This is a genomic window from Rhizobium sp. BK661 (genome assembly GCF_024808825.1).
Taxonomy (GTDB): Bacteria; Pseudomonadota; Alphaproteobacteria; order Rhizobiales; family Rhizobiaceae; genus Rhizobium.
Genome location: NZ_JANTYT010000017.1, coordinates 39,276 through 55,009, shown reverse-complemented (window position 1 = coordinate 55,009; position 15,734 = coordinate 39,276). Strand labels below are relative to the sequence as shown.

Here is a 15,734-nt window from a genome sequence, read left to right as displayed (position 1 = left end):
CAGTGAATGCCGCAGCTTCCGCTCGCTAACCATTTCCCTCAAAAGGTCGGCGGTGTGCATGCGCTTATCACCTCGCAGGCGACGGGACCGACACATCGGAAACTGTGTGGCCTGCGACTTTCGAAATAATAGGCGTCACCGGGCCCCAGGATACGGCGCTCGTTATCCACGGTAACCTCAAGCCGGCCTGACAGCACGATTCCCCCCTCCTCCCCCTCATGAACCAGCGGGACCTTCCCGGTGCCGGCTCCCGGTTGATAGCATTCCTTCAGAATCTGCAGGCTGCGACCGAACAGGTTTTCTCCTACCTGGCGATAGGAGATCGCACCCTTGCCGATCTCCACCAGCTCCTCTGCGGCATAGAAAGCCTTCCGTGGCGCTTCGGGTTCAAAGGCAAAGAACTCGGCAAGGCCGATCGGGATACCGTCCAGAATCCGCTTCAATGCCCCGACGGAAGGATTTGTGGAGTTGGATTCGATAAGCGAAATCGTGGAATTCGTCACGCCTGCCCGCTTCGCAAGCTCGCGCTGGGAGAGGTTGTGTGCCGTCCGGACAAAGCGAAGTCTATTTCCGATATCGACAGACACGCAGTTCTCCTGTTTCAGGTGTTCTATATACCGAAACATGTCGACTACATCGATCGGAAAAACAAGGCGTTAAATTTTCCTAGAAAAGGACTTGTTGGAAAATAAAAAATTACGCAATCCAGGCTATCTCAACGGAGGCAGCAATGGATCACACCCCCAAGTCAAATCGCCCGGCGCTCGAAAATTTCTGGATGCCTTTCACGGCAAATCGCCAGTTCAAAGCGGCTCCGAGACTGTTGGCCGGCGCTGACGGCATGTATTACACGGATGTGGATGGCAACCGGGTTCTCGACGGCACCGCAGGCCTTTGGTGCTGCAACGCCGGACATGGCCGCAAGAAAATCACACAAGCCGTTGAACGCCAGCTTTCGACGCTCGATTTCGCTCCCACCTTCCAGATGGGTCATCCAATTGCATTCGATTTTGCAACGAAGCTCGCAGCGATCGCGCCGGGCGGACCGTCTGCGGGCCTTGATCGTTTGTTCTACACAGGTTCCGGTTCCGAATCCGTCGATACCGCGTTGAAAATTGCGATCGCCTATCAGCGTGCCATTGGACAAGGTACCCGGACCCGGGTGATCGGCCGTGAAAAGGGCTACCACGGAGTCGGCTTTGGCGGCATCTCCGTGGGAGGTCTCGTCAACAACCGCCGCGTTTTCCCGCAAATCCCCGCCGACCACATGCGGCACACACTCGACCTCGACCGCAATGCCTTCTCGAAGGGGCTTCCCGCTCATGGTGTTGAACTCGCCGACGATCTCGAACGCCTGGTTCAACTGCATGGTGCGGAAACGATCGCAGCGGTGATTGTTGAGCCAATGTCCGGCTCGGCGGGCGTAATCCTGCCACCAAAAGGCTATCTCGAACGTATTCGGGCCATCGCCGACAAATACGGCATACTTGTCATTTTCGATGAAGTTATCACTGGCTTCGGCCGGCTCGGAAAGCCATTTGCTACGGATTACTTCGGAGTCATTCCCGACCTCGTGACGACCGCCAAGGGCCTGACAAACGGTACCATCCCGATGGGTGCCGTGTTCGCCAGCCGCAAGGTCTATGACGGCCTGATGACGGGCCCGGAAAACGCAATCGAGCTCTTCCACGGTTATACCTATTCCGGCCACCCTGTTGCCTGCGCAGCTGGCATCGCCACACTGGAAATATACGAAGAGGAAGGGCTCCTCACCCGCGCTGCCGAACTCGCAGGCGAATGGGAAGACGCGCTGCATTCCCTAAAGGGTCTGTCGCACGTGATCGACATCCGAAACCTCGGCCTCGTCGGCGCGATCGAACTGGCTCCTCGAAACGGAGCCCCGGGAACACGCGCCTACGATGTTTTCGTTGACTGCTTCAACAAGGGCCTGCTGATCCGGGTAACAGGGGACATTATCGCCCTGTCACCACCGCTGATCGTCGAAAAGGAACAGATCGGCACCATTGTTTCGGTCATCGGCGATGCCTTGAAGCGTGCAGCCTGATGGAAGGGGACTCCCTTCTTGGGGCTGGCCCCCTTCCATAGTGCCTTGCGGTTCGTTCGTCTGAGAGGCAGCGGTACTGACCGTCCGGATCCGGACGGGCCCTGGACAATCCTGACGGGTCAGAACGCCAGAAGATCAGCCAAGAGCACACTCTCGGCCACTCCCCGTTTCCTACGCTCTGTGCTTCGGCCGCGCGCCGAGCACATCGCGTATCGAAAAACTCGAGTGAATTCGGAGAACGCCCGGCATTCTGGCGAGGATATCCTTGTGTATCCGCTCGAATTCGACGGCATTGGCGACATCGACCCGCAGGAGATAATCGGAGCCTCCCGTCATCAGGAAGCATTCCCTGATCTCAGGATGCTTGCGGACTGCGGCCTCGAACTTGTCGAGGTGGTCTTCTGTTTGCCGTTCCAACGTGATGTTTATGATGACCGCGATCGTTGCTTCGGCATTGCCCGTATCAACAAGAGCCGTATAGCCGCGGATGACACCAGAGCGTTCCATGATCTTGATGCGCCGCAGGCACGCGGACGGCGAAAGGCCGACCTCTTCAGCGAGCTTTGCATTGCTCATGCGCGCATCGACGCGCAGGAGCCTAAGAATGTTGCGGTCGATCGCATCAAGAGCGGCCATGGTGATTTCGTGCAAATGTTGATCGAAAATTCGATCTAGCCGAAAATATTGCAATCATCCAGCACAAAACGCTCTGCAATTTCATCGATTATTTCATAGTCTGCCCTTCAACAATGGGGACATTATGAACATGGGCGGGAATGATGCGCGCGTCGGATCAGCCTCTCTGCAGCATTCACAGAGCGGCTATCTTACCATCGACCTCGGTGCGCTGGGGCGAAATTATGATCAGTTGTCCTCTGTTGTGGCTCCGGCGAAGGCCGCAGCAGTCGTAAAGGCGAACGCCTACGGCCTCGGCGCGAGGCAGGTTGCGAACGCGCTTTACGAAAGAGGCTGCCGCAATTTCTTTGTCGCGCAGTTTCCTGAAGCTTTGCTCCTGCGGGAATTCATCGCCGAAGACGCTGACATTTTCGTGTTGAACGGCCTGCAGCCTGGAGATGAGGGCGCATGTGCCGAGGCCGATATCGTTCCCGTCATCAACAGCCTGGAGCAGTGGCATCAATGGTCGAGCGCAGCGCGCAGCGCAGCGCGCAGGCTGCCCGCGGTTCTGCAATTCGACACCGGAATGTCGCGGCTTGGGCTGCCTCCCTACGAACAAGCTCAACTCGCGGGCCTGATCGGCGTCTCCGAGATCGATGTCCGCTTCATCATGAGCCACCTGGCCTGCGCGGACGATCTCGGCTCCTTGCAAAACGCTGATCAATTGCTTGAGATGCAGCGGCTGTCCGACGATTTCCTCGGCCACGACGTGTCCTTCGCCAATTCAGGCGGTGCCTTTCTCGGCCGCTCCTACCACGGCGCGCTCGCACGGCCTGGCATCGCTCTTTACGGCGGCGCGCCGTCTGCTGGTACGAAGAACCCGATGGAGCCGGTTGTCAGTCTCGACGTTGCGGTCGTCCAGACACGCGTCGTGCCATCCGGCACCAAAGTGGGCTATGGTGGCGCCTTCGTTGCAGGCCGCGAAATGCGGTTGGCCACAATAGGAGCGGGTTATGCGGACGGGCTTCCACGCAGTCTCAGCGACCGCGGAGCGGTTTACTACAATGGCATCCGCCTTCCGATCGTCGGTCGGGTTTCGATGGACAGCATCACCATCGATATCTCCGCCCTGCCTGCAACGTCGATAACCCACGGCACGCTCGTCGAGGTCCTCGGCCCCAATCAATCTCTGGAAGACCTGGCGCGGGATGCCGGCACCATTTCCTACGAGATCCTCACCGGTCTCGGAACCCGCTATCACAGGCAATATCGCTGACCCGCGGGGTCTGCAGTTTTGGAACGATCATGAAAGTCATTGTACTCGGAGCCGGCATCGTCGGCGTTACGTCTGCCTATCAGCTCGCCAAGAGCGGCCATGAGGTCACGGTCGTTGACCGGCAACAGGGACCAGCGCTTGAAACCAGCTTTGCCAATGCTGGTGAGGTGTCCTTCGGCTATTGTTCCCCCTGGGCCGCACCCGGTATTCCGATGAAGGCGATGAAATGGCTCTTCATGGAGCACGCACCGCTCATTCTTCGACCCAAGGTGGACGGGGCAATGCTCTCCTGGCTCGTGAAGATGCTGTCGAATTGTACGTCCAGGCGTTACGCCATCAACAAGAGCCGCATGCTTCGGCTCGCTGACTACTCTCGCATTTCCATCGCGGAACTACGGGCAGAGACTGGGATTACCTATGACGAACGCATGCAGGGTACATTGCAGCTCTTCCGCACGCAGGCCCAACTCGATGCATCGGGCAAGGATGTCAAGGCGCTTGCAGCCGATGGCATTCCCTATGAGGTTCTAGACCGCGACGCCTGCACGCGGGTCGAACCCGCGCTCAAGCATGTGCGCGAAAAGATCGTTGGCGGGCTTCTGACGCCAAAGGATGAGACAGGTGACTGCTATAAGTTCTCTGGCGCGCTTACCATGAAAGCGAAAGACCTCGGCGTGAACTTCCTCTGGGACACGACGATCAAATCGTTGGATGTTGAGGGCGATCGGGTGCGCGGTGTGCTTACCAGCAGCGGTTGGCTGGCTGCCGATGCCGTCGTCGTCGCCATGGGCAGCTTCTCCCCACTCCTGCTGAAGCGACACGGGATAAAGCTGCCCGTCTATCCGGTAAAAGGCTACTCCCTTACGATTCCGATCACTGATGCCACACGTGCCCCGGAATCCACGGTCATGGACGAGACCTACAAGATTGCCATCACCCGCCTCGGCGATAGGATTCGCGTCGGCGGCATGGCAGAGATTTCCGGCTACACCAACGATCTTGGACAGGCCCGTCGTCTTACTCTGGAACATTCCGTCATGGACCTCTTCCCGGGCGGAGACGCGCACAACGGTTCATTCTGGTCTGGCCTCCGGCCGATGACACCAGATGGTACGCCAGTGATTGGTGCGACCAAGATCGCCGGACTCTTCCTGAATACCGGTCACGGCACACTGGGATGGACGATGAGCAGTGGTTCAGCGCGCGTGATCGCGGACCTGGTCTCGGGCCGCAAGCCAGATATCGACGCTACCGACCTGGCGATAAGCAGGTACCACTGACGCAACGGGAGAGAGTTCACGTCCTGAAGAGCGGAGAGGACCCCAGTCGCATATGTTCCCCTGCGGCAAAGGCGCATGGCGAAAAATTGCCGCGCATCGATCAGCCGTGGAAGATCATGTCCATCGGAATGCGCGATTGGGCGCATCGGTCATAATCCGTGCACGTTGGTATAAGTTATCGTGCCACATGCATGGCACAGCACCAATCGCCAGTTCCCTTTCGGGATGGGTATCGATGTCACCAAGGTGGTCAGCGATGCGGTGGCCATGCGGTCAAGAGCCCCGCGCCATCCCCTCCGCACGCGCCTTACCTGACCGACGTGCCGCAGAAACTGACGGCGGCATTGCGCTCCTGACGATGAACCAAAACCGTCGAGGCCAATGAAAGCCACGCAGTCCGCTGTTGGCCCGTTGCTTTGGAGAGAAATACCGAGGTGGGTCATAGAGAGAAGCTGGTCTTTCCAATCAAACCTCTTGGACCGAAGATAGTCGCGCTTTCGTCTAGTTGCCCGATGGCTGAAACAACTCCACAGGATTGCCCGCGGGGTCGTCGACAAGGACCTGCTTGCCTCCAATTCCGGTAACGATTTCGTTGCGAAATCTGGCGCCCGCGGCACGCAAGCGTTCGACCTCGTCTTCAATGTTCGCAACTTCTAGCTGAATGCGGTTCCATCCGCCGGGTGCTGGCCTGCGTCCGTCCGGCATTGGCTGAGACGCTCCGCCTGGCCCCGTCGTTCCATTCAAGAGAAGGCGAAGATCCCCCTTTTTCAGCATCGCGAAGCTGGGAGCTGGATGCATGCCGAGTGCAAACCCGAGTGCATCCTTATAGAAGGCAATCGCCGCATCGACGTCTTCGACAATATAGCGAACGCTGACGGTAGACATATCAAATCCTCCTTCAGGTGACGCCAAGCGTGGTGACAGGGGATCCTTCGACACGACCGTTGCGACTTTATTCCAGGCCGCAACTGGAAAGAAGACCGCCATCACCGTCGTCACCCAGCGATGCTCGATACTCGCGCTATTCTTTTCACCGCGCAAGACGCCCGGCCGTCAAGCCCACTCGCTTCAATCCGACTGATGCTCGATCGGATGATTCATGTCGAAGCCGGTCGTGGTCAGACATTACGCACGGCACGTCGCAGAATGGTTGTGGCGCCGACAGAGGAAAGGGAAATCGGGGCGAACAGCTACGAACCGGAATTCGGCTTCGCTGGTGCAGCGCTGCCATTGTTCCGTTTGAACGTCATCTTTATGGCCCCACGCCCGCCGCCGGTAGCACCGCTTCCCAGCAGGCTGACTTTTCCCTCGGCTGTTATTTCGACCGAGAGCTCGACTTCGTCGAGTGTGACTGCAGGCGTCGCCCGATCGAACACGTATTCGACAACTTCGACCAGATTGGAAAATTGCTCGCGCAGCGCGTCTGCGCTGACCGCGACCAGCTTCATTCCCGTACTCGCGATGGACGCGCCGAAGCCGCCGCCAATGTCATCCCCGCTCCTGGCGCCGACCTGAATAGGAACGGTTTCAGTTTTGATGAATATTTCCTTGTCCATCAATCAATCTCCCTCAAGTTCACAAACCACACGCAAGCCCACTCGCCCCTCCCAGCCACTCGTCGTCTCCGCCATCCGATCGCGTGAAGCAGAGCGACAAAGGGCCGGATTGTGGGACCAGGCCCCTCCCCTGAGCACCCGCAGGTCGGTGCCTCCGCTCCGGAACGGTCCTCCGTCATCGGGCAGCCGATCAAGGTCCGGTGCCCAGTTGTCGAGGCAATGTTCCCACACGTTGCCGTGCATCTGGAAAAGACCGAACGCGTTTGGCGGATAGGTGCGGACCGGCGTCGTCTTGCCCAGGAAACCACCTGTCGGTCCATCTCCATAACCACCATCCGGATATTTCACGCCGTCATAATCGAGGCTCGATACGTCGCGTGTGAAGCTCGAGCCGCATACCGCGCCGCCCGTGCCACAATAGTTGGCGAGCGTGTCGGTCAGGGTGGGGCCAAAATGAAACGCCGTCGTTGAACCCGCGCGACAGGCATATTCCCACTCGGCTTCCGTCGGGAGCCTGTATAGCCGTCCGGTGATAGCGCTTAGCCGCGAGCAGAACTCGGTCGCATCCTGCCAGCTTACGGTTTCCACCGGAAGATCGTCACCTTTGAAGGAGGACGGATCGGACGATATCGGCCACTCGACCGTTTCGGAATGAAGGTCCTGGACGGCAAGCCATTGTTGCTGGCTGACAGTCGTTCTGCTGATCGCAAACGGCCTGACACGCATCGGCGAAGCCCGTAGTCTTTCCGAAACCTTGTTGGGAAACTCCCCGATTGCGGATCCCATCGGGAAATCTCCGCCTGGCAGAAGGCTTAGCTCCATGCTGGCGTTGTGACCGATCGGCTCGACAAAATAGCTGATCTTGCGGCGTGCAATTGGTTGCGGATTCCCGCGCGAATCCACGGTCTCAACTGTCACGAACTCTGTCTGTCTTTCGAAAGGTTTAGGGCGCCGGCCTCCGATCGCCTCCCATGCTCGCCAGCCACCGATGCCTCCGGCAACGACCAGGCCACCGCCTGCGATGGTGAGCACTTGCCGGCGCGTGATCGATTGCCACCATTGTTTTTTCTCACCGCGCTCCCTGAGGTCTTCGCCAACCCGCTTGATTCCAGCCCGAGCGTCCATATCGGCCGGATCGACCGCCAGGATTCGCCACCACAGCTGCTCTGCCAAGAGAAAGTCGTCGTTTGCCTCGGCCTGAAAGGCGTCGAGCTTCAATGCTTCAATGTCTTCAGCGCGTGCAGCCGCCGGCAGGAGAATGAAGTTCCGTTTCGACAATGGTTCGGCGAAGGTGCATGGGGTCTGGACTGGCTTTCCGTGCAGTCGGCAGATCTCCGGCACTCGTGTCTGGAGGTAATTGTCCAGCCGTTCGACCGTCGCACAGCTGCTCTTGCCCTGTAGCTGAAGCGCTTCGAGCAGGCCATACGTAAAGGCGCCGTGCGCTAGTTCTTCGATCTCGTAGGAAAATTCTGCCGCCGAACAGGAACTCAAGGTCACAGTGCCCTTGAGCTTTTCGAGGCCAGCTCCCTCGCCGTCACGCGAGCCTTCGTTGCGGCACGCATCGAGAAGCAGGATAACGTTTTCCGCGCCGCTTCTGCGCAACCGTTCGACGACGTACCTGACGGGTATTGCGGTCTCCTCGACATTTCCCGGATCAACGTCCAGGGGAAGCAGGTAGTCCTGCTCTCGTACCCGCTTGCCATGACCAGCAAAGAAAAACCAGATGTTGTCGCTCGGCTGCAGAAAACGCTCTTCGAAGCGGACCCGAAGGAACCGCCTCAAATTGATGAACGTCGGGCTCGACTGCAACGGCTGGCCAAAGTCCGCGGTGATCGGCGGTGCGTCCTCGGCAAAGGAATAGACACCTTTGAACCCAGCCGCCTTCCTGAAGAAGTCGGCAATGGCCTCAGCGTCCTGCCTCGCATACGCCAGAGGCTTGATGTTGTCATAACGGTTGATGCCTACGCAGATTGCCCAATTCTCACTCATGTCCATCGACACAGTTTGCGTGGCATTGGCGATCCTCAGTTCATGGGACTGGAATTGTCGCCGCCCATTGGCGACGACGAACCACCCATCGGCGAATTTCCGCTGTCTGGCGAACTTGTTGATGAACTTCCTGACGACGTCGACGAGGATGACTGACTACGGTTTCTGCTGTCATTGCTGTTGCGGTTGCCCTCAAAGCCACGCGGCTCATTCGTTCTGCAGAACGTTCCGTTGAAAAAGGCGATCAACGTATTCTTGCATTTGATGGTCACGATTGGCGGGCGCTCGTCAGCCGTCCCATCGCCGACGCTTTGGCCTGGGACCTGGGCGCCAAGACCAGCAACAATGACCAGACTTGCAACCATTGATGTGCTTACGCTCGACAACATAGCCCCCATCCGCAGATTTATCTTAGCTTAGTCTAATATATCAAAAGGTGGTAGTACATAATTGTCGACCTAACCTGGTCGTGTACCAGACATCAGCAAAGGCCGTCAGACTGCAGCGTCAATGAGGGCAACGCCACAACGGCACTCCGGGCCGGACAGCTTTACATTTTGCACACGATGCCTCGAAGCTGCTGATATGTAGCGGCGATTTATGCTATCTTAGATTTACCTCCAGTCCTTCGCGATCTTTCCAGACTTTCATTCCGGGATAACAGGGGAAACAAGGAGCTTGTCGACCATGCCATCAGTTGCAGATGCCTACACAGTTCCTCGGCTGCTCGAGATGACACAGGCCGAACTCGACACTCTCTTCAGTGAAAGCGAGCCCGGGCCAATCCCGGACGGCGAAGGAGCCGGGACGGCGATCGTTGCTGCAGGCTCATCGTTTACGCCCGAGATCGCGAGTTTCATCAACCTGTTTGCCTGGCAGGGAAAGATTTTCGATGCCAAGTCGGGCTTGTTACGCAACCGGATTCTGCCCTTCGGACTAAGTGCGATCATTGCAAAGGTCTATGTGGCGCCGAGCTGGCTTGATGAGAAGGACTGCATCGTTCTCGACTATTCGGAGACATCGCTCCTTGCGCACTGGATTCGTGACGAGATTCGCTTGATCGGACCCAACCTCTATCTGGGAAAGGTTTATTGGGGAAAGGACCGCCTAATCGATTTCGCCTTGCAGTTTTGAGGTCGCCGAGATGCCTGTCTCGTCCACCTTCATGTTCGTTTCGCAGCTTGATCCACATCGCCGGGAGGCACTTGAGCTGCTTCTGGCGACGATGACGTCCGAGCCAGGACTAGCAGATCCGAACAATTCCGAGCTTCCGTTCGCGCGGCTGCCAGGCCTTCATTTCGCTCGGATCGTCATCCTTGACGACAATACGGCTGCCGACAACGCGTCCTACGGCGTTTCGACAAACCCGGCCGCTCCAAAGATCGCCTTTCTTGGCGACATCGACGGCAAGAGGGAAGACTTCGTCAAGGACCTCGTGGGGATTGCGGGACCGGGCCTTTCGAGGATCTTCGCCCATTGCCTAGACTTTAACCCGGCTGTTCCGCTTGACGCCTGGCTTACTGCGCACAATATCGAGCCTGTCGTCAACTACAGCAACTGGCCAGGCCGTACCGTCCGCCAGGTCCACGATGAAGCTGCGCTCCGGGCCGCCCTGATAAGCTACCTGCCGCAGGAACGCCCGCTGGCGGCATCTCCTTTGGATCTTCACCGGCGTCTGCGGGACAGGGTGATGAACGAGGGGCCGAAGCCGCCCGCCCCGCAGTCAATATCGCTCGAGGAACGATTACGCGACGCACTCGACCTCGTCACTAACATTGTCCTGCTTGTGCTGCTTTCGCCCCTCCTGCTGATCGTTGCGCCTTTCTTTCTGCTCATTTTGCGGCGTCGGGAAACAACGGATGCGAGCGTGCTGGCGCGACCATCCGACGAGCATCTGAAATCGCTCGTTGTCCGCGAGGACTTCGAGGTGACCAACCAGTTCAGTGCCTACGGTACGGTCAAGCCAGGCCGGTTTCGGTTGTGGACCCTGATCTTCGTGTTCTGGGTGCTTGGTGTCACGACACGCCATCTCTACACCAGGGGAAGGCTCGCGCGTGTCGGCTCCATCCACTTCGCGCGCTGGGTCTTTCTCGATGACCACAAGCACCTGTTTTTTGGCAGCAACTATGACGGCAGCCTGGAGGCCTACATGGACGACTTCGTCAACAAGGCTGCTTTTGGACTGAATCTCGTCTTCAGCAATGGGATTGGTTACCCGAGGACGCGCTACCTCATCCTCGATGGAGCCAAGGACGAGCAGGCGTTCAAGTATTACATTCGACGTCATCAGCTGCCGACCGCGATCTGGTACAAGGCATACCCCGGCCTGACGACCGCTGATATCGCCCGCAACGCCCGCGTCAGGCAGGGTCTTGACACCACAAGGATGAGCGACGCGCTCGCCCGGCAATGGCTGGCGGAGCTTTGACTATGGGACCCCGTTCGCCAGTCACCACCGGAAAGGTCGAACTCGAAGATGTTCAGGGGATCGTCCGGTCGGGATACGGCACGCTCCCCGAGGCGGTGTTCCTAATCCTGACGATTGCCGACCCGGCATCCGCCAAGGCATGGCTTGCCAGCGCGCCGGTTACGAATGCCGCGTTCCAAAAACAAATTCCAAGCGCGCTGCATGTCGCGTTGACGTCCGGTGGCCTTCGCCGCATCGGTCTTTCGGAAGAAGCGCTTGCATCGTTTCCAGCCGAGTTCAAATCGGGAATGAGTGGTGATGAAAGCCGGACCCGCAGGCTCGGCGATCTTGGGCCAAGCGCACCGCAAAGCTGGACCTGGGGCGGTCCGGAGAACGCCCCCGTCGACGTCGTGGCGATGCTTTACGCAGAAGCCGGCGCACTTGTCGATTGGCGTCGACTGGTCGAAACGCCGTCCTTTTTTGCAGGCTTTCACCTGGTGCGGGAGCTGCGGACCGGCCTCATGGATGGGCGCGAACCTTTCGGCTTTGCCGACGGATTGAGCCAGCCTTCCATCGACTGGATCCGTGATACGCGATCGCAGGAGAATGACGAGTATCATTATCGCGACCGGATCGCCGCGGGTGAAATGGTGCTGGGATACACCAACGAATACGGGCTGGTGACCGACCGGCCGTTCGTGCCGGAGCAAGCCGATCCACATGGCGTGCTCCGGGCGTTTGTCGGTGACGACAGGCGTGACCTGGGCGCAAACGGGTCCTACCTGGTGATCCGGCAGCTGGAACAGGACGTCACAGGTTTCTGGCAATTCCTGGAAAGCGTTGGCGGTTCGCGCCAGGCGGCCGAGCAGCTTGCCGAAAAAATGGTCGGGCGAGCAAGATCCGGTACGCCCCTTGCCGCCGTTGAAAGCAAGGCCTCGACCGTCCATGAACCATCCAACGACTTCGATTTCGATGGTGATCCGGATGGGATCACCTGTCCCCTCGGCGCACACATTCGTCGCGCCAATCCGCGCAACGCCGACATCCCCGGCGGTACGCAAAGTCGGCTGTCCGGCCTGCTTCGTCAGCTGGGGCTTCCCAGGCCGCTTCCACGAACAGACGTGATAGCATCAGCACGCTTCCACCGCATTCTCAGGCGGGGGCGCAAATATGACCCGTCGCAGGAGACCGGCGACATGTCGGGCGGCCTCTACTTCGTCTGCCTCAACGCCAATATTGCGCGGCAGTTCGAATTCATCCAGAATGCATGGCTGGAGAGTTCGAAGTTCGGTGGGCTTTCCAGCGAGTCCGATCCGATTGTCGGCAGCCGTGTGCCTCTGCTGGATGGATCGCGCACCGACAGTTTCACCTGCCAAACCAACGGCGCGCCGAACCGGATAGAGAGCCTCCCGAGTTTTGTCACCGTGCGCGGCGGAGCCTATTTCTTCCTGCCCGGACTGAGGGCGCTCCAATATCTGGCTGCATTGCCCTGAGAATACCTATTTGCATCGGTTGCCCGAGGTAGACACACTCAAATGAATGTCTCGGAGCCGGTCGGTTCGACATGCGGCACAGCATTCATCGTCTGACGCAGGGTCGACAGTTCCTGGTAGATGCGCTTGCGCGCACGATTCTGGTTTCCGAGCGGCCTGTGCTCGGCCAGCGCATGCCAGGGGTTGAACGAAAGTCGATCGGCAAAAGCAAGCTGGGCGGGACTGTCGAAAACCTGGCGCTCAAGGACAAGCGCTGCCGCCGGTATTGGCGGCGAAAGGCTTTGCGACCAGATGATCGAGGCGTCCTCGATCGGCATCGACGACGGATCCGTCTGCACCTGGATGCGGAATTCAAAACTGGCCGGCCCCTCATTCAGCGTCGCAGCCATGGCCTCGCGAAGGTAATTGTCAGGCGGTCGCCCAGGCAGGTTCGGAACGCGCGTCCGGCTGGTACGGACAGGGTGGATCGAGTAGCGCATTGCCTGACCGGCGCCCAGAAGATACGGAACACAGCTCCAGTATTCAGTCTCGAGAGGGCTCGTCTGCGTTCTCGCCCAAAGTCCCTGCATGACTGCGTCGAGAAGATGTGGATCGCCTGGATTGACAAAATAAAACAGCGGCAGACCGCGATTGATCCACGTCTGCAGCTTGGCATTTTCAACCACGTTCGGGGTGGTGAAGGTTGGCGTGCTGATGCCGGTAAAGTCCTGGGTGAATTGTTCGTCGTCAAGACATTTCGCTCCATCGACCCCCATCAGCTTGATGCCGAAGCTCAGCACACCGACATCGTCAATATCAGGAGGCAGGCCCGGACCGGGCCCGGCAAAACGGACCCAGGCCGGAAACTCCCGCGGCGCGCTGAAAACCCCCTGGCGCATCGCATCAGGCAGATCAGGCCGGACGATGAAGCGACCGCGAACGACACCGTGGGTCTTGGTGTTGCCTGCGCGCTGGTAACCGCCCGGGCGATAGTGCGTGGACATATATGCCGACATTTCCTTTATGATCTTCTCGACGCATTCGTCCTCCCCGGCAAGGGTCTTTTCCATCGCCGGCATTGACGGTGCGCGCCCGCGCGTAGCCCTCAACCAGGCCTGGGCCAGTCCTGCGATGGGTGGACGCAGCAGCCTGTCCACGGGTGGGCGAATGAAAGGATCAATTCTCCGTTCGAGGTTGAGAAGCCGTACCAGGCCATCGTGCAATTGCTTCCACGTCAATGCCTTGCCTCCATCCGGTGACTTGCATCCTCCCGGATCATTTCGGCTGCCTTCTCGCCCACCATGCACACGGCGCTCGCAATGAAGAAGCCAGGAATACGCGGAAATACCGATGCATCGGCCACATAAAGGCCCTTCGTGCCGTGCACGCCAAGTCGTCGATCGACAACACCGCCCTGTTCCCTCGTTCCAATCGGACATGTGCAGGACGCGTGGTGACCCCAGGCATTGGCGCGCACATGCTGGATGAGCTGCTCATCGCTCTGCAATTCCTCTCCTGGCGTCTCCTCGGCCACGACCAGCCCGAATGCCTTCAGCAGGCGTGAAAGCCTGCGGGCAAAGCGAATGCCGGCAACGACCGCCGTCAAGTCAGAGGCAGCGTTGCCGCTGCCCTCCTCGAAATAGCGGAAGTCTACAAGGGGCGTATCGCGGGGATCAGAGGATCGCAGTGTCACCAGACCGGCGCGGTTCTCCGTGTGAGCTTTCAGGACGGCCCAGGTCAGGACATTGTGCCTGCGCGCGACGAGTTCGGAATAGCCGGGAAAATAGCCTCGGAAATCGCCAAGAAGTGCCATCGCAAAGAGGTCCGGAAGCTTCCTGTCCGGAGTGGAGCGGCGCACGACCGCCATCGCGGCACCATTGGAGGTATACATGCCGCTACGCTTTTTGAGCCATTCGCCATACAAGGGATCGCCGCGCTTGAAGCGCGCTCGCTCGAGGGCCTTCCACGGCCACCGTATCCGATTGACGACGCCGATCTCGTAGCGATCCTGCAGGTTCCGTCCGACGCCTTGAAGGTCGACGCGCACGGGAATGCCGTGCTCCCTCAGATGCTCGGCCGGACCGACGCCAGACAGCATGAGCAGCTGCGGCGTGTTGAACGCTCCGCCGGCAAGGATCACGCCAAGACGGGCATGCGCCTCGTGATGGTCACCCGCATCAGTGCACGGCACCGGACCCGCGCGGTAGAGTCCACGTCCCTTGAGGAATGAAACGCCTGTAGCCCGATTGTCGACATCGAACAGAACCTGTGACACGAGGGCATTCGTTTCAATGCGCAAGCGGGATGGATGATCACTTGCCACCTTGAGCAAGCGCTCGCGTGTTCCGACCCGCCTGTGGCCGGCGGTCGAAAGCGGCGTATAGAAAAGCCCCTCAGTTCCGCGCCTCACCATGGATCGGTCGTTAGCATCCGCTCGCCCGCCCAACAGGGCGCGCAATGCTGCCAGGGGTCGCTTGCTGATGGCGATCGCGGCCACCGCCGACGTGAACAAGGTCACCCTGAGGAGGCCGTCCATCACAGCCTGCAAGGGCAGTGCCCGCTCCGTCTGCAGCCAACCGTCCCAGCCGTGACCGGTCTTTGCAATTCCGATTTGCGACAGGGCCCGCCAGATTGGCCGGTGACGGCAATTCTCGATCATCCCGAAGTAGCGCTGCATGGCGTTTGCCGACCAGGTCTCGTCCCCGGTCAAGGCTGCAATCCCGTCCCAGTCCGCGTCGTGCGGCTGAATGAAGATCATCGCGTTGTGAGCCGTACATCCGCCAATCGCGCTCGCGCGGGGATAGAGCACGTCTTCTGCATCCGAAGAGTGTCTGACCCGAAAATTCCAGGCGATCGCCGGGTTCTCAGAGGCGAACGGATGGAAGGCGGGAACATCGTATTCATCCGCAAGCCTGTCGCCTCCGGCAGAGCGTGGATCCTCTCCAGCCTCAAGAACGAGAACGCGGCATCCGGCCTCCGCAAGGCGCGCGGCAACCGTTCCGCCGCCGGCACCCGCTCCGACGACAATATAGTCGAACTCCTCGCCACCCATGCTGCTCGCGGCTTCCATCTCA

General features: G+C 59.1%; 13 protein-coding genes. 6 read left to right on the top strand and 7 right to left on the bottom strand.

The genetic code is table 11. From position 1 onward, the window contains the following. Positions 1-38: 38 nt before the first annotated feature. Entirely contained in the window at positions 39-587 is a 549-nt protein-coding gene (locus tag FHX16_RS24690; protein WP_183757554.1) for a cupin domain-containing protein, read from the bottom strand. Positions 588-730: 143 nt separating this feature from the next. Between FHX16_RS24690 and FHX16_RS24685 the strand changes: the two genes are divergently transcribed. Further along, positions 731-2,065: an aspartate aminotransferase family protein gene (locus FHX16_RS24685; protein WP_183757555.1), complete on the top strand. Its 1,335-nt coding sequence runs from the start codon at positions 731-733 to the stop codon at positions 2,063-2,065. Positions 2,066-2,236: 171 nt separating this feature from the next. Here the strand turns inward: FHX16_RS24685 and FHX16_RS24680 are convergent, their stop codons facing one another. Next, positions 2,237-2,701, bottom strand: coding sequence for an Lrp/AsnC family transcriptional regulator (locus tag FHX16_RS24680; protein WP_183757556.1), 465 nt, complete (start codon positions 2,699-2,701; stop codon positions 2,237-2,239). A gap of 130 nt (positions 2,702-2,831) precedes the next feature. Here FHX16_RS24680 and alr point away from each other — a divergent pair, with 130 nt between their 5' ends. After that, positions 2,832-3,956 carry an alanine racemase gene (gene alr, locus FHX16_RS24675; RefSeq protein WP_183757557.1) on the top strand — a complete coding sequence of 375 codons (1,125 nt, stop codon included), beginning with the start codon at positions 2,832-2,834 and terminating at the stop codon, positions 3,954-3,956. A gap of 29 nt (positions 3,957-3,985) precedes the next feature. Beyond that, complete coding sequence (locus tag FHX16_RS24670) at positions 3,986-5,236, top strand: D-amino acid dehydrogenase (protein WP_183863848.1); 1,251 nt, start codon at positions 3,986-3,988, stop codon at positions 5,234-5,236. Positions 5,237-5,737: 501 nt separating this feature from the next. Here FHX16_RS24670 and FHX16_RS24665 read toward each other — a convergent pair. The 3 genes from FHX16_RS24665 to FHX16_RS24655 form a co-directional block, all read right to left on the bottom strand. Continuing rightward, positions 5,738-6,121, bottom strand: a complete 384-nt coding sequence (locus tag FHX16_RS24665) for a VOC family protein (protein WP_259130882.1) — start codon at positions 6,119-6,121, stop codon at positions 5,738-5,740. Between the two features lie 305 nt (positions 6,122-6,426). Then, complete coding sequence (locus tag FHX16_RS24660) at positions 6,427-6,792, bottom strand: hypothetical protein (RefSeq protein WP_183863912.1); 366 nt, start codon at positions 6,790-6,792, stop codon at positions 6,427-6,429. A gap of 3 nt (positions 6,793-6,795) precedes the next feature. Beyond that, positions 6,796-8,781: an SUMF1/EgtB/PvdO family nonheme iron enzyme gene (locus tag FHX16_RS24655; RefSeq protein ID WP_183863846.1), complete on the bottom strand. Its 1,986-nt coding sequence runs from the start codon at positions 8,779-8,781 to the stop codon at positions 6,796-6,798. A gap of 687 nt (positions 8,782-9,468) precedes the next feature. Between FHX16_RS24655 and FHX16_RS24650 the strand changes: the two genes are divergently transcribed. Genes FHX16_RS24650 through FHX16_RS24640 form a run of 3 tightly spaced genes read left to right on the top strand, consistent with a single transcriptional unit; the run spans position 9,469 to position 12,681 of the window. Next, a complete protein-coding gene (locus FHX16_RS24650) occupies positions 9,469-9,915 on the top strand; it encodes a hypothetical protein (RefSeq protein WP_183863845.1) in 447 nt (148 codons plus the stop codon). A 10-nt stretch (positions 9,916-9,925) separates the two neighbouring features. Then, positions 9,926-11,209, top strand: a complete 1,284-nt coding sequence (locus FHX16_RS24645; RefSeq protein WP_183863844.1) for a hypothetical protein — start codon at positions 9,926-9,928, stop codon at positions 11,207-11,209. A 2-nt stretch (positions 11,210-11,211) separates the two neighbouring features. Beyond that, positions 11,212-12,681, top strand: coding sequence for a Dyp-type peroxidase (locus tag FHX16_RS24640; protein ID WP_183863843.1), 1,470 nt, complete (start codon positions 11,212-11,214; stop codon positions 12,679-12,681). A gap of 38 nt (positions 12,682-12,719) precedes the next feature. Here FHX16_RS24640 and FHX16_RS24635 read toward each other — a convergent pair whose 3' ends face one another. Next, a complete protein-coding gene (locus FHX16_RS24635; protein WP_183757558.1) occupies positions 12,720-13,898 on the bottom strand; it encodes a catalase family protein in 1,179 nt (392 codons plus the stop codon). Beyond that, positions 13,895-15,730 carry a GMC family oxidoreductase gene (locus FHX16_RS24630; RefSeq protein ID WP_183757559.1) on the bottom strand — a complete coding sequence of 612 codons (1,836 nt, stop codon included), beginning with the start codon at positions 15,728-15,730 and terminating at the stop codon, positions 13,895-13,897. The genes FHX16_RS24635 and FHX16_RS24630 overlap by 4 nt, the downstream gene beginning before the upstream one ends. Between the last annotated feature and the right edge of the window lie 4 nt (positions 15,731-15,734).

Bases quoted from the DNA above. Each gene is read 5' to 3' on its own strand.
- alr (WP_183757557.1), top strand. From the start codon at position 2,832: ATGGGCGGGAATGATGCGCGCGTCGGATCAGCCTCTCTGCAGCATTCA.
- FHX16_RS24680 (WP_183757556.1), bottom strand. From the start codon at position 2,701: ATGGCCGCTCTTGATGCGATCGACCGCAACATTCTTAGGCTCCTGCGC.
- FHX16_RS24655 (WP_183863846.1), bottom strand. From the start codon at position 8,781: ATGAGTGAGAATTGGGCAATCTGCGTAGGCATCAACCGTTATGACAAC.
- FHX16_RS24650 (WP_183863845.1), top strand. From the start codon at position 9,469: ATGCCATCAGTTGCAGATGCCTACACAGTTCCTCGGCTGCTCGAGATG.
- FHX16_RS24660 (WP_183863912.1), bottom strand. From the start codon at position 6,792: ATGGACAAGGAAATATTCATCAAAACTGAAACCGTTCCTATTCAGGTC.
- FHX16_RS24630 (WP_183757559.1), bottom strand. From the start codon at position 15,730: ATGGAAGCCGCGAGCAGCATGGGTGGCGAGGAGTTCGACTATATTGTC.
- FHX16_RS24685 (WP_183757555.1), top strand. From the start codon at position 731: ATGGATCACACCCCCAAGTCAAATCGCCCGGCGCTCGAAAATTTCTGG.
- FHX16_RS24670 (WP_183863848.1), top strand. From the start codon at position 3,986: ATGAAAGTCATTGTACTCGGAGCCGGCATCGTCGGCGTTACGTCTGCC.
- FHX16_RS24665 (WP_259130882.1), bottom strand. From the start codon at position 6,121: ATGTCTACCGTCAGCGTTCGCTATATTGTCGAAGACGTCGATGCGGCG.
- FHX16_RS24645 (WP_183863844.1), top strand. From the start codon at position 9,926: ATGCCTGTCTCGTCCACCTTCATGTTCGTTTCGCAGCTTGATCCACAT.
- FHX16_RS24640 (WP_183863843.1), top strand. From the start codon at position 11,212: ATGGGACCCCGTTCGCCAGTCACCACCGGAAAGGTCGAACTCGAAGAT.